At 65.7% G+C, this 13,058-nt stretch carries 11 protein-coding genes and 1 pseudogene; 9 read left to right on the top strand and 3 right to left on the bottom strand.

The annotated features are described in order from the left end of the window. The first annotated feature begins 90 nt into the window (after positions 1 to 90). The 3 genes from CJU94_RS15365 to CJU94_RS15355 all read left to right on the top strand — a co-directional run bounded on the left by CJU94_RS15365 (position 91) and on the right by CJU94_RS15355 (position 5,460). Positions 91 to 1,776 carry a 3-(methylthio)propionyl-CoA ligase gene (locus CJU94_RS15365; protein WP_095419418.1) on the top strand — a complete coding sequence of 562 codons (1,686 nt, stop codon included), beginning with the start codon at positions 91 to 93 and terminating at the stop codon, positions 1,774 to 1,776. 180 nt (positions 1,777 to 1,956) lie between these two features. After that, a complete protein-coding gene (locus CJU94_RS15360) occupies positions 1,957 to 4,041 on the top strand; it encodes a 3-hydroxyacyl-CoA dehydrogenase NAD-binding domain-containing protein (protein ID WP_095419417.1) in 2,085 nt (694 codons plus the stop codon). 240 nt (positions 4,042 to 4,281) lie between these two features. Next, positions 4,282 to 5,460, top strand: coding sequence for an acetyl-CoA C-acyltransferase (locus CJU94_RS15355; protein WP_095420386.1), 1,179 nt, complete (start codon positions 4,282 to 4,284; stop codon positions 5,458 to 5,460). Positions 5,461 to 5,571: 111 nt separating this feature from the next. Here the strand turns inward: CJU94_RS15355 and CJU94_RS15350 are convergent, their stop codons facing one another. Further along, positions 5,572 to 6,075 (bottom strand): LEA/WHy family protein, encoded by a 504-nt coding sequence (locus CJU94_RS15350; RefSeq protein WP_095420385.1) that lies wholly within the window; start codon positions 6,073 to 6,075, stop codon positions 5,572 to 5,574. 70 nt (positions 6,076 to 6,145) lie between these two features. Beyond that, on the bottom strand, positions 6,146 to 6,520 hold the full coding sequence (locus CJU94_RS15345; RefSeq protein ID WP_095419416.1) for a hypothetical protein: 375 nt from the start codon (positions 6,518 to 6,520) through the stop codon (positions 6,146 to 6,148). Positions 6,521 to 6,798: 278 nt separating this feature from the next. Here CJU94_RS15345 and CJU94_RS15340 point away from each other — a divergent pair. From CJU94_RS15340 to CJU94_RS15315, 6 genes and pseudogenes are all read left to right on the top strand, one after another. Continuing rightward, positions 6,799 to 7,470, top strand: a pseudogene (locus CJU94_RS15340) (aminotransferase class I/II-fold pyridoxal phosphate-dependent enzyme); the annotation flags it as partial. Positions 7,471 to 7,672: 202 nt separating this feature from the next. Next, complete coding sequence (locus CJU94_RS15335; RefSeq protein WP_095419415.1) at positions 7,673 to 8,062, top strand: hypothetical protein; 390 nt, start codon at positions 7,673 to 7,675, stop codon at positions 8,060 to 8,062. A 388-nt stretch (positions 8,063 to 8,450) separates the two neighbouring features. After that, positions 8,451 to 8,936, top strand: coding sequence for a PaaI family thioesterase (locus tag CJU94_RS15330; RefSeq protein ID WP_095419414.1), 486 nt, complete (start codon positions 8,451 to 8,453; stop codon positions 8,934 to 8,936). A 113-nt stretch (positions 8,937 to 9,049) separates the two neighbouring features. Beyond that, positions 9,050 to 10,048 carry an NADP-dependent oxidoreductase gene (locus tag CJU94_RS15325; protein ID WP_095419413.1) on the top strand — a complete coding sequence of 333 codons (999 nt, stop codon included), beginning with the start codon at positions 9,050 to 9,052 and terminating at the stop codon, positions 10,046 to 10,048. A gap of 56 nt (positions 10,049 to 10,104) precedes the next feature. Then, positions 10,105 to 11,001, top strand: a complete 897-nt coding sequence (locus tag CJU94_RS15320) for an SDR family oxidoreductase (protein WP_095419412.1) — start codon at positions 10,105 to 10,107, stop codon at positions 10,999 to 11,001. Positions 11,002 to 11,090: 89 nt separating this feature from the next. Further along, the gene (locus CJU94_RS15315) at positions 11,091 to 12,050 is read left to right on the top strand and encodes an alpha/beta hydrolase (protein WP_095419411.1); all 960 of its coding nucleotides are present in this window, start codon (positions 11,091 to 11,093) and stop codon (positions 12,048 to 12,050) included. Positions 12,051 to 12,174: 124 nt separating this feature from the next. Here the strand turns inward: CJU94_RS15315 and CJU94_RS15310 are convergent, their stop codons facing one another. Then, the gene (locus tag CJU94_RS15310) at positions 12,175 to 13,020 is read right to left on the bottom strand and encodes an NRDE family protein (RefSeq protein ID WP_095419410.1); all 846 of its coding nucleotides are present in this window, start codon (positions 13,018 to 13,020) and stop codon (positions 12,175 to 12,177) included. Positions 13,021 to 13,058 lie beyond the last annotated feature (38 nt).

The raw sequence follows: 13,058 nt of genomic DNA, 5'->3' as shown, positions 1-13,058 counted from the left end.
CCGCCTGTTTCGCTGACGGCGCGTCGAGGCCGAGGCGCGCCCCCCGAGCTGCAAACCGATCGAACAATCAAGCCGAGGAGACCCCTTCTTATGACGACGCCGCTGCTTGGCCAGATGATGGACGTGCCGCTCACCGTGCCTTCGTTGCTCGCGCACGCGTCGCGGCATTTTGGCAGCACTGAAATCGTATCGCGGCGGATCGAAGGCGACCTGCATCGCTATACCTACCGTGATTGCGAAAAGCGCGCGAAACAGCTCGCACAGGCTTTGATCGCGCTCGGCGTCGAACCCGGCGAACGGGTCGCCACGCTCGCATGGAACGGCTACCGGCATCTGGAAGCGTATTACGGCACGACCGGCTTCGGCGCCGTCTGTCACACCATCAATCCGCGTCTCTTTCCCGATCAGATCGCGTACATCATCAATCACGCGGACGATGCCTACGTGCTGTTCGACACCACGTTCGCGCCGCTCGTCGAGGTGCTTGCGCCGCAGTGTCCGAAGGTGCGCGGCTGGATCGCCCTTGCCGACGAAGCGCATCTGCCTGTCATGCAGACGCCGGCGCTCAGCTACGAGACGCTCGTCAACGCGCAGGACGGCAATTACGAGTGGCCGCCCATCGACGAACGGCAAGCCTCGTATCTGTGCTACACGTCCGGCACCACCGGCAATCCGAAGGGCGCGCTGTATTCGCATCGCTCGACGGTGTTGCATGCGTTCGGCGCCTCGCTGCCCGACGCCATGAGTCTTTCCGCACGCGACTGCGTGCTGCCCGTCGTGCCGATGTTTCATGTGAACGCGTGGGGCATTCCGCACGCCGCGCCGCTGACCGGCGCGAAGCTCGTGCTTCCCGGCAAGGACCTCGACGGCAAGTCGCTGTACGAATTGATGGAAAGCGAACGCGTCACGTATTCGGCCGGCGTGCCGACCGTGTGGCTAGGTTTGCTCAACTATCTGCGCGAAGCGAAGGTGCGGTTTTCGTCGCTCGATCGCACGGTGATAGGCGGCTCGGCGTGTCCGCCGGCCATGCTGCGCACGTTCGAGGACGACTACGGCGTGCAGGTGATTCACGCGTGGGGCATGACCGAAATGTCGCCGCTCGGCACCCTCTCCAAACTAACGTGGGAACAAAGCCAGCGCCCGCTCGAAGAGCAGCGCAAGTTGCTGGAGAAGCAGGGGCACGTGCTTTACGGCGTCGATATGAAGATCGTCGGCGAGGACGGCCGCGAACTGCCGTGGGACGGCGTGGCGTTCGGCGACCTGCACGTGCGCGGGCCGTGGGTGATCGACCGGTATTTCCGCAAGGACGACTCGCCGCTCGTGGACGGCTGGTTTCCCACCGGCGACGTCGCCACCATCGACCGCGACAGCTTTCTGCACATCACGGACCGCTCGAAAGACGTGATCAAGTCGGGTGGCGAATGGATCAGTTCGATCGACATCGAGAACGTGGCGATCGCGCATCCGGCCGTGGCCGAAGCGGCGTGCATTGCGTGCGCGCATCCGAAATGGACCGAGCGGCCATTGCTGGTGGTGGTCAAGCGCCCCGGCTTTTCGGTGACGCGCGAGGAACTGATCGCGTTCTACGACGGCAAGGTCGCCAAATGGTGGATCCCCGACGACGTCGCCTTCGTCGACGAACTGCCGCACACCGCGACCGGCAAGCTGCAGAAGCTCAAACTGCGCGACCTCTTTCGCGACCATGTGCTGCCGTCCGCGCTGGAGGACGAGAAGGATTGTCCGCTCACGCCGCTTGCCAGGGGAAACCCCGCCTGAGGTTAAATTGAACGAGCGTGCTTTTTTGTGTATTCTGCTTGCTGACCCCGGAAACCCGGACAATGAGCCGGACAATGAGCCGGACAAGGTTCCGGCTCGATCAACCGGAGGGGCCGCGCGTGAGGCGCCGCCCTCACTCGTGGCCGGCACGGTTGGCATGGATCGCAAGGAGGCAGGCAGATGGCAGTGGACTACACAACTCATGACGGCGTGGCCGTCGTCACGCTGAACAATCCTCCCGTCAACGGCCTCGGCCTGTCGACGCGGGCGGGCATCATCGAAGGGATCGAGCGCGCGCAGAACGATCCGGCCATCAAGGCGATCGTGCTGACGGGCGCGGGCAAAGCCTTTTCGGGCGGCGCCGACATCACCGAATTCAATACGCCGAAAGCGACTCAGGAGCCGACGCTCGCCACGGTTATCAAGACGGTGGAAGGCAGCGCGAAGCCGGTGGTCGCGGCGATTCACAGCGTCGCCATGGGCGGCGGTCTGGAGCTGGCGCTCGGCGCGCATTACCGCGTCGCCGCACCCGGCGCGCAGATCGCGCTGCCGGAAGTGAAGCTCGGCATTCTGCCGGGCGCGGGCGGCACGCAGCGTCTGCCGCGCGCCATCGGTCTTGAAGCCGCGCTCAACATGATCGTGTCCGGCGCGCCCGTGATGTCGGAGAAGCTCGCCGATTCGGGTTTGTTCGACGAACTCGCGCAAGGCGACCTCGCCGAGGTGGCGCTGGCATTTGCCCGCAAGGTAGGCGCGCAGAAAGGCCCGCCTCCGAAGGTGCGCGACCGCAAGATCGAGCATCCGAACGCCGCCGGTTTCATTCAGTTCGCGCGCAATAGCGTGGCGGCCGTCGCGAAGCATTTCCCCGCGCCGCAAAAATGTATCGACGCGGTGGAGGCGGGCGTGCAGAACGGCTTCGACAAGGGCCTCGCCTTCGAACGCGACTGCTTTGTCGCGCTCGTGCAGACGCCGGAAAGTCGCGCGCTGCGTCACGCGTTCTTCGGTGAGCGCGCGGCGAGCAAGATTCCCGATGTGCCGTCCGACACGCCGGTGCGCGAGATCAACCAGGCGGCCGTGATCGGCGCGGGCACGATGGGCGGCGGGATCGCGATGAACTTCATCAACGCCGGCATTCCGGTTACGCTGCTGGAGACGAAGCAGGACGCGCTCGACCGCGGCCTCGCGACGATCCGCAAGAATTACGAAGCGAGCGTCAAGAAGGGCAAGCTCAAGCCCGAAGCGCTCGAACAGCGCATGGCCCTGATCACCCCCACGCTTTCCTACGACGACCTCAAACGCGCCGACCTGATCGTCGAAGCGGTGTTCGAAGAACTCGGCGTCAAGGAGCAGGTGTTCAAGCGTCTTGACGAAGTGGCCAAGCCTGGCGCGATCCTCGCCTCGAACACCTCGACGCTCGATGTCGACAGGATCGCCGCTTTCACGAAGCGTCCGCAGGACGTGGTGGGCATGCACTTCTTCAGCCCGGCCAACGTGATGAAGCTGCTCGAAGTCGTGCGCGGCAAGGAGACGGCGAAAGACGTGCTGGCCACGGTCATGAAGCTCGCCAAAAAGATCCGCAAGACTGCCGTGGTCTCGGGCGTATGCGACGGCTTTATCGGCAACCGGATGATCGAGCAGTACATTCGCCAGGCGCTTTTCATGCTCGAAGAGGGCGCGTTGCCCGCGCAGGTGGATCGCGCGATCGAGAAGTTCGGCTTCGCGATGGGTCCGTTCCGCATGAGCGATCTGGCCGGCAACGACATTGGCTGGGCGATCCGCAAGCGCCGCTATGAGGAACACCCCGACATGCATTACTCGAAGATCGCAGACCGTCTCTGCGAGACCGGGCGCTTTGGCCAGAAGACGGGGGGCGGCTGGTACGACTACAAGGCGGGTGACCGCACCGCGTATCCGTCGAAACGGGTCGATGACATGATCATCGCGTTCTCCAGGGAAACCCATGCGGAGCGCCGCAAGATCAGCGACGAGGAAATCGTCGAGCGTCTCGTGTTCGCGCTCGTGAACGAAGGCGCGAAGATTCTCGAAGAGGGCATCGCGTCGAAGGCGTCGGATATCGACATGGTCTATCTGACCGGCTACGGCTTTCCGCTTTATCGCGGCGGCCCGATGCTGTACGCGGATACGGTCGGGCTCTACAACGTCGAGCGCGCGATTCGCCGCTACGCCGCGCAGCCGAACGGCGACGCCTGGCAACTGGCGCCGGGCATCGCGACGCTGGCGGCCCAGGGGCGCGGGTTCAACGGCTGAACCGCGGCACGAGTGAAATGACTGACGTGGCGCCGTCCGGCGATTTAACGGCGCGCCACCATCGACATCTGCAAATACCAACCCACTCGGATGGGACCAGAGCGCGCTGCGCAGGACTGAAGTAACGAGCTTTGCATGGCACCGCAGCCGCGCTTCGAAGCGCGAACGCCGGTTGGCCGCCAAAGCGCGCACTCCAGCCGACAGCGCCGGCGCGAACTCTGGCCGACACAGGAGATAGGCATGACTGACGCCGTAATCGTATCGACCGCCCGCACAGGCCTCGCCAAATCATGGCGCGGCGGTTTCAACATGACGCACGGCGCGACGCTCGGCGGCCATGTGACGCAGGCCGCCGTCGAGCGCGCGAAGCTCGACCCGGCGCGCGTCGAGGACGTGATCATGGGCTGCGCCAATCCGGAAGGCGCGACGGGCATGAACATCGCGCGGCAGATCGCGCTGCGCGCCGGTTTGCCGGTGAGCGTGCCGGGCATGACGGTGAACCGCTTCTGTTCATCGGGATTGCAGACTATCGCGCTGGCCGCGCAACGCGTGATCGCCGGTGAAGGCGACGTGTATGTGGCGGGCGGCGTGGAGTCGATCTCGTGCGTGCAGAACGAGATGAACCGCCACATGATGACCGAAGGCTGGCTCAGCCAGAACAAGCCGGAAATCTACTGGTCGATGCTGCAGACCGCGGAGAACGTCGCGAAACGCTATGCGATCTCGAAGGAACGCCAGGACGAATACGGCGTGCGCTCGCAGCAGCGCGCTGCGGCGGCGCTCGAAGCCGGCAGGTTCAAGGACGAGATCGTGCCGCTGACGGTGCTCGCGGGCGTGGCCGACAAAGCGACCGGGCGTCTCTTCACGAAAGAAGTGACCGTCAGCGGCGACGAAGGGATTCGCGCCGACACGACGCTCGAAGGCGTGTCGAAGATTCGTACGGCCATGCCGGGCGGCGTGATCACCGCGGGCAATGCGAGCCAGTTCTCGGATGGCGCGTCCGCGTGCGTGGTGATGAACGCGAAGGTCGCGGAGCGCGAAGGCCTGCAGCCGCTCGGTATTTTCCGCGGCTTTGCGGTGGCCGGGTGCGAGCCGGACGAGATGGGTATCGGCCCGGTGTTCGCGGTGCCGAAGCTGCTCAAGCAGGCGGGTCTGAAGGTCGAAGACATCGACCTGTGGGAATTGAACGAAGCGTTCGCGGTGCAGGTGCTGTATTGCGCCGACAAGCTCGGGATTGCGCAAGATCGTCTGAACGTGAACGGCGGCGCGATCGCGGTCGGGCATCCGTACGGCGTCTCGGGCGCGCGGCTGACCGGGCATGCGCTGATCGAAGGCAAGCGGCGCGGCGCGAAGCTCGTTGTCGTGACGATGTGTATCGGCGGCGGGCAGGGCGCGGCGGGGTTGTTCGAAGTGGCGTGAGCCACGTCGACCGCCAAACGAACGGCGGGTGCCGCGGGTTCGGCGCGATGGCGACGAACCCGCGGCACCCATTTTTTTATGCGCGCACGGTAACGGCCTTGATGAACCGTATCAGGGCAACGCCATCCCGGACATCGGCAGGCTCAACGTGCCCTGATCGATGAATCGGGTCGTGCCGGTGAGCCCGCCCGCGAGCTTGCCGCGCAGAATGTACGGAATCTGCCCCGACTGGGCGGCGCCCGCGAAAGCGAAAGCCTGGCGCACCGCGGAGAGCGCCGGCACGGTCAACGGCACATTGACGACCGTTTCGCCAAAGCGTGGAACGGTACCGACCTGGTCGCTCACGCCGCTCGCGAACGGCTTGCCATTGAGTTCGAGATTGAGCGACACGCCGTTGAAGCTGACCGCGGAATCGTTGGGATTCTGCACGCGCAGCTTGACGTTAAAACGCATCTCCAGGCCCTGGCCTTCGATCGGCTCGATTCCGGCCACGTTCACACGCAGCGGGTCGGCGCCGAACAGGCCGGCGCACCCATTGAGCGTCAGCGTGACGATGGCGAGGACCGCGGCGAAACGAATGGCACGGCCGGAGCGCAGCGCGCGGAAGAAAGACATGATCTGCACCTCGAAACAAGCGGCCTGGATCATGCATTGTACCGGGCGATGTTGCTTGTGAAGCCGCGTTTCAGGTCGCGCGCCGCAGGCGGGTTTTGGCGAGTCCGGCCAGAAGACGCGCGGTGTGACCGATCCAGCCGCGGCCGTCTTGATGCGCGCGCCGAGGCTGCACGACGAACGCAGCGCTGGCCGCCTGCAGGCCGCTGATCGACACGACGCCGCGTTGCGGCGTGACGAAGCACTCGCCCTCGCGCAACGTGATCGCCGTGACCGGCACGGCGTCGCCCAGCCATGCAAGCGAGTGATCGCGAAACTGGAGTTGCAGATCGCCTTGCACGGCGACGATCGAGGCGCGGGCGCGCAAGTCGTGCACGGACACCTGCGCGGCCATGAGACGGGTAGCGGCGCCGTGCGCCTGACTCAGGCGGGATTGACGAGCTGACATGGCCGTTTCCTCTAAAGCGTTTTCCATGCCACTCAGCTTATTGAGTCCGCTCCCATCGCAACAGCCGCAGCCATCGGCAATCTGAACCGGTACAGCAACGCGTTTCGGTGCGCTGTATCGGTGGCAATCGTGCGGATGTGTATCTGTTGCGGCGCGCGAACCGTGCGCACCATCGGCGCATGACACCATCTCTCCCGACCCGGCAGGCTGCGCCGGCGGACCGGCTGCCTGATAGCCAGCCTTTGTACCGGCAGTTGGCCGACCACTATCGCCGCGCGCTCGGCAGCGGGGTGCCCGACGCCCACAAGGCACGGCTGGTCGAACTGTGCGCGCGGGCCGGCATTGCGCTGATCGAGGACGATCCGTATCGCGAGCTGGCCGACGCGGCGCAGCCGCCCAGGTCGCTGAAGGCCTGGGACACCGACGGCACCGTGATTCACTGCACGTCGTTCAACAAGACGCTGGCGCCCGGCATGCGGGTCGGCTGGATCAACGGCGGGCGCTGACATCCGCGCATCGGCATGCTGAAGTTCGCCCAGTCGCGGCATAACGAACAACTGTCGCAAGTCGTGCTCGCCGAGTTTCTGGAGACGAACGCATATGAGCGGCATTTGCGGCGTCTACGTGAGCGGCTGCGGCTTCAGCGCGAACGGATGGCGGCGGCAATCGCGACTTCGTTTCCCGCTGGCACACGCTTCACACCGCCGGCCGGCGGGATCTTTTTCTGGATCGAATTGCCGCGTGAGATGTCGTCGGCGGCGCTCTTCGAGGCGGCGTTGAGCGACGGCATTCGCGTGATGCCGGGAACGGTGTTTTCAAACGCGGGGCGCTTCGACCATTTCATCCGGCTCAGTTCGCCGAGCACGGATCTCGATCTGGTCGACGAAGCCGTGCGCAGGCTGGGGCGGCTGGCGGCGCGGCTGGCGGCGCAGGCGGGATCAGCGGGGTGAGCGGGGTGAGCGGCCGCGCTGCCGGCGCGGCGTGAACGGGTGAGTACTTGAAGAAGCATATTGCGTAACGGGCGGCATCTCCGCGCCATTAGCAATCCGGTCATCTGCTGATTGATCCCGGCGTGCTTCTGGCAGATCGTCTGCCGAAGGGCCCTTCCGAGCTGCACCGCACCACGATTCGAACATCATCACGGAGACCGATATGCCATTCATTTGTGAAAACGTCGAGTGTCGAGCTGTGCTGGCCCGCAAGCAGGTCAAACCGAATCGGGATAACAACTCGTTTTTCTTCTATTGCCCCGACTGCAACACGCGCAACGAGCTGATCGATGTAGGCATGGCCGGCGGTCCGCTGGAACTGATCCAACCCGTACGGCAAGGTCTCCCGCACAAGGTGGTGGCAACGGCCCGGCCGCTCGAGGACGGCAGATACGCGGCGCAGTTGAGCATTCAGAAAGCGCTTGGCATCAAGGGGCCTTTCGCGGCGGAAGAACGTTGGGACGAGCTTGGCATTTTCCCCGACGCACAAGGCGCGGTCAGTCATGCGAAAACCACTGCCGCGGGCTGGTTAGGGGCTGACTTCAGTCACTAGAAACAGGCAACGGTTCGACGCGACGCGACGCGCTCGCGCGCCCGCCTTGCTGCCTTGTCCGAACGTCCTCCTCCAGACGTCACCACTTTGATCGCCGAATTCTTCCGTGCCCGATTGGCGCAGCTCGCGCGCCCAATCGGCTCGCAAGCTCGGTCAGCTGCCGCGATACCTTTCATTTCGATCCCACAGGCCTCACCCGCAGCGAAGCGCAATGCTCGCGAGCGCGCCATTGCCGGTTTCGCCAGGGCCTGAACCTGCCGGGCCGACCTCCCGATAAAGCGCCATCGAAGGTGTAAGTTTGATAGGCTTAGCGTCTGCCTGGGCCGAGGCGTCCTCGCGTCCCGCATCAATCGCATGAACTCACCGATCACCCATTCTGAAAACAGCCATGACCGATTCGCCTTCCTCCAGAGCGAGCACCGCGACCTTGCCCGAGAGTCCGTTCGTCGACCGGCTCGGCGCGCGGCTATTGTCGGCCGCGGACGGCGCGAGTGAAGTCGCGCTGCCGTTGCAGCCGGATCATATGAACACGTGGGACGTCGCGCACGGCGGCGTCACGATGACGCTCGCCGATATCGCGCTCGCCATGGCCGCGCGCAGTCTCGCGGGCGACGGCGTCGGCGTGGTCACGGTCGAAATGAAGGTCAACTTCATGCAGCCGGGCCGCGGCGAATTGCGCGCCACCGGCCGCGTGCTGCACCGCTCCACCACCATGGCGTATTGCGAAGGCGAGATCCGCGACAGCGAAGGCCACTTCGTCGCCAAGGCGCTCGGCACGTTCAAGTACATGCGGCGCCTTGCCGTGGGCCGCGAAGTGAGGCAACAGCGCTTGCGCAGCGACCCGTCGGCCAAACCCGGTCCGAGCGACGGCTGAGCGCCGCCGCGCGGCCCCCGCGCGCGCGCCCAACGCGCGCGCCGGCGGCCGCTTTCGTGCACACCGTTCGAATCATCCGCCGATCCAGTCGGCAACCTATGGAGACGACCGCCATGACCCAGATCAACCGTCAGCTCGTGCTGGCTTCGCGCCCGCAAGGCGCCGTGACGCCCGATAATTTCCGCCTCGTCGAAACGCCGCTCGCGCCGCTCGCCGAGGGCGAGTTGCGCGTGCGCAATCACTACCTGTCACTGGACCCGTACATGCGCGGCCGCATGAACGACAGCAAGTCGTATGCTGCGCCGCAGCCGCTGAACGAAGTGATGATCGGCGGCACGGTGGGCGAAGTGGTGGAGTCGAAGAATCCGAAGTTCGCGGTCGGCGACAAGGTCGTCGCGATGTTCGGCTGGCAGGAATACGGCACCTCGGACGGAACGGGCCTGCAGAAAGTCGACGATACGCATGTGCCGCTCTCGGCCTATCTCGGCCCGGTCGGCATGCCGGGCGTCACGGCATGGTACGGATTGAACCGCATCATCGCGCCGAAAGCGGGCGAGACGGTGGTGGTCAGCGCGGCGAGCGGCGCGGTGGGCAGCGTGGTCGGCCAACTGGCGAAGCTGGCCGGCGCGCGCGCGGTCGGCATTGCCGGCGGCGCGGACAAGTGCCGCTATGTCACCGAAACGCTCGGCTTCGACGCCTGCGTCGACTACAAGGCCGGCAATCTCTATCAGGACCTCAAGGCCGCGACGCCGAACGGTGTGGACGGCTACTTTGAAAACGTCGGCGGCGAAGTGCTCGACGCGACGCTCGCGCGCATGAACGCGTTCGGCCGGATCGCGCTGTGCGGGTTTATCGCGGGCTACGACGGCCAGCCGTTGCCGCTCAAGCATCCGTCGCTGATGCTCACGCAGCGTCTGCTCGTGCAAGGCTTCATTGTCAGCGAGCATATGGACGTGTGGCCCGAAGCGCTCAAACAGCTCGGCACGCTGGTCGCGCAGAAGAAGCTGCACTATCGCGAGACCATCGCGCAAGGACTCGATGCGGCGCCCGAGGCGTTCATGGGCCTGCTCAAGGGCAAGAACTTCGGCAAGCAGCTCGTCAAGCTGATCTGAGCGCGGCCGCGGCTGAGCGAATGGCACAAGACAACCGATCGACCCAAAGGAGTCACATGACGTTCGATTTCGCAGGCAAGGTAGCGGTGATCACCGGTGCGGCCAGCGGTTTCGGCCGTGCGTTCGCGCAGAAGGGCGCGTCGCTCGGCATGAAGCTCGTGCTGGCCGATGTGAATCCCGGCGCGCTCGCGCACACCGTCGACGCATTGCGCGCTGGCGGCGCCGAAGCGATCGGCGTGCCGACCGACGTCGCCAGCGCGGCGCAGGTCGAAGCGCTCGCGCAAGCGGCGCTCGACGCCTACGGCAAGGTGCATCTGCTATTCAACAACGCGGGCGTGGGCGCGGGCGGCTTCCTGTGGGAAAGCTCGGCGAACGACTGGTCGTGGGTGTTCGGCGTGAACGTGATGGGCGTCGCGCACGGCGTGCGGGTATTCACACCGATCATGCTGGCGCAGAACGAGCCGGCGCATATCGTCAATACGGCGTCCGTCGCGGGCTTGCTGTCGCCGCCCGCGATGGGCATCTACAACGCGTCGAAGCACGCGGTGGTGTCGCTCACCGAAACGCTGTATCACGATCTTCAACTGGCCCAGGCCGCCCAGGCGGGAGCGGCGGGCGGGCAGGTCGGCTGTTCGCTGCTGTGCCCGGCCTTCGTGCCGACCGGCATCGCCGATGCGGAGCGCGCGCGGCCCGCGGACCTGCGCAACGCCGGCGGACCGACGCGCTCGCAGATCGCCGCGGGCAAGCAGCTGCAGCGCGCGGTGCAGTCGGGCAAGCTGAGTGCCGACGATGTCGCGGACATCACTTTCGAGGCGATCGCGGCGCGGCGTTTCTACATCGTCACCCATCCGGGCATCATGGCGACGGTGAAGCTGCGTCACGAGGACATCGAGCAGTTGCGCAATCCCACTGATCCGATGTCGCTGAGGCCGGAAGTAAAGAACGCCGGCTAGTCGGGGTGTTCGGCGTACCGCCGGCGCTGGGTTTTTCGTACCGCGCCGGTCTTTTAAACCTTCGGCGCTCACGCGCCATCAGACGCACCATGCCGCTGAATCCGAAGATCGAGCAGGTGCTCGATATGATCGAACGGGCCCGGCGCCCGAAGCTTCATGAAATGACCGCGCAAGACGCGCGGGCCTCGTACGAAAAAAGCGCGCCGATTCTGGAGATCGCGAGCGCGCCGATGTTCGCGCTCGAAGATCTGCGGATCCCGACCCGCGACGGCGCGACGATCCGCGCGCGCCTTTACCACCCGCTCGAACCGAGCTGGGCCGAGCCCGCGCCGGCGTTCGTGTACTTCCACGGCGGTGGCTTCACCGTGGGCAGCGTCGATACGCACGATGCGCTGTGCCGGATGTTCGCGCGCGACGGCCAGTGCACGGTGTTGTCGGTGGATTACCGGCTCGCACCCGAATACAGGTTTCCCACTGCCGTCGAAGACGCTTTCGACGCCTTGAGCTGGCTGCACGCGCACGCCGCGCAATACGGCGTGGACGCCGGGCGGCTCGCGGTGGGCGGCGATAGCGCGGGCGGCACGCTGGCCACGGTCTGCGCGGTGCTCGCGCGCGACGCCGGCATCGAACTCGCGCTGCAGTTGCTGATCTACCCGGGCACGACCGGCCATCAGCAAACCGATTCGCACTCGCGCTTCGCCAATGGCTTTCTACTGTCGGGCGACACGATTCAGTGGTTCTTCGACCACTACGTGCGCGACAAGCGTGACCGCGACGACTGGCGTTTCGCGCCGCTCGACGGCGCGCATGGCGCGCCCGAATTCAGCGGCGTTGCGCCCGCATGGATCGCCACCGCCGAATACGATCCCTTGAGCGACGAGGGCGACGCCTACGCGGAGAAACTGCACGCGCTGGGCAACCGGGTCACGCTCAAACGCTATCCCGGCATGATTCACGAATTCTTCAAGATGGGCGGCTTCGTGCCGGAGGTCGGGCAGGCTCATGCGGATGCCGCCGCGGCGTTGCGCGCGGCGTTCGGGTTCGACTGAGCACGGCGTTTTGGCGCGTTTTGGTGTTTCGGCGTTTGGCGTTTGGCGTTCCGGTATTCGGCGCGTACGGAGCGCGGTTCGCCTCGCGCCGGCGGTCAACCGCCCACGCGCCGCCGCACCACCGTCACGCCATCTCGCGTTCGATATTGAAGGCGAAGCTGCGCTCGAAGTCGCCAGGCCGCGCGATCCGATGCGAGCCGTTGTCGTCGCTGCGCTCGGCAACGGCCACGCTGAGCACTGCGCGGTGTGCGCTCACGCGCAACGCGGTCGTCCCGCGCGTGCCGTACTCCGGCGTTTCGATGAAGGCCGCCGACAGCGCCCGTTCGCGCTCGAGCGGAATGCCGGTGGACGGTAGTTCGTCGTCGCGCGCGAGACGCGGATCGCGCATCAGATCGATCAGGCGTTCGAGCGGCGGCATCGCGTTGCGCGCGAGCAGCGCGCCCAGTTCGGCGCGCTTTTTCACGAGCTTCGGCCACGCGGTATCGAGCACCGCGTTCGAGATGCCGTGTGTGCCGGGTTCGAGCAGCGACGGTGCACGCTCGGAGCGGTTGCAGTACCAGGCGAGTTCACGGCGCGTCCAGTCGCCCACCAGCAGATTGAAACCGTTGTAGATGTCACCGGTTCGCGCGACATGCTGCAGGTAGGCGAGCGGCGTGCCGTGCGGGCTGCCGTTCGAATCGCGCGCGGCACCGCTCAGCCAGTCGCTGACGAGTGTGCCGCGGGTCGGCGCGTCGGCGCGCATCTCGTGCGGTGCGCGGTAGTTGGTGAGCGCGGCGAAGCGGCCGTCGCGCGACAAGCCGAGCCACGTGCCTCCGCCCAGCAGATCGCGCCCGGCCAGCACCGCTGGCGCGTCTTGCCACCAGGCGATTGGTTCGGCCGTGCGGCGAAAGAATTCATCGCGATTCGCGGCGAGCGTGAAGAGCGGGCCGTCGACCGCGTCGGGTCGCCAGTCGAAGACGATCAGGCACATCGGGGGGCGTCTCCTGGTGGAGGCGTTGCGGTTGGAAG

The organism is Paraburkholderia aromaticivorans, from assembly GCF_002278075.1.
Classification (GTDB): Bacteria; Pseudomonadota; Gammaproteobacteria; order Burkholderiales; family Burkholderiaceae; genus Paraburkholderia; species Paraburkholderia aromaticivorans.
Note: the sequence above shows the minus strand (reverse complement) of the source record. Positions and strands in the feature narration are given on the sequence as shown.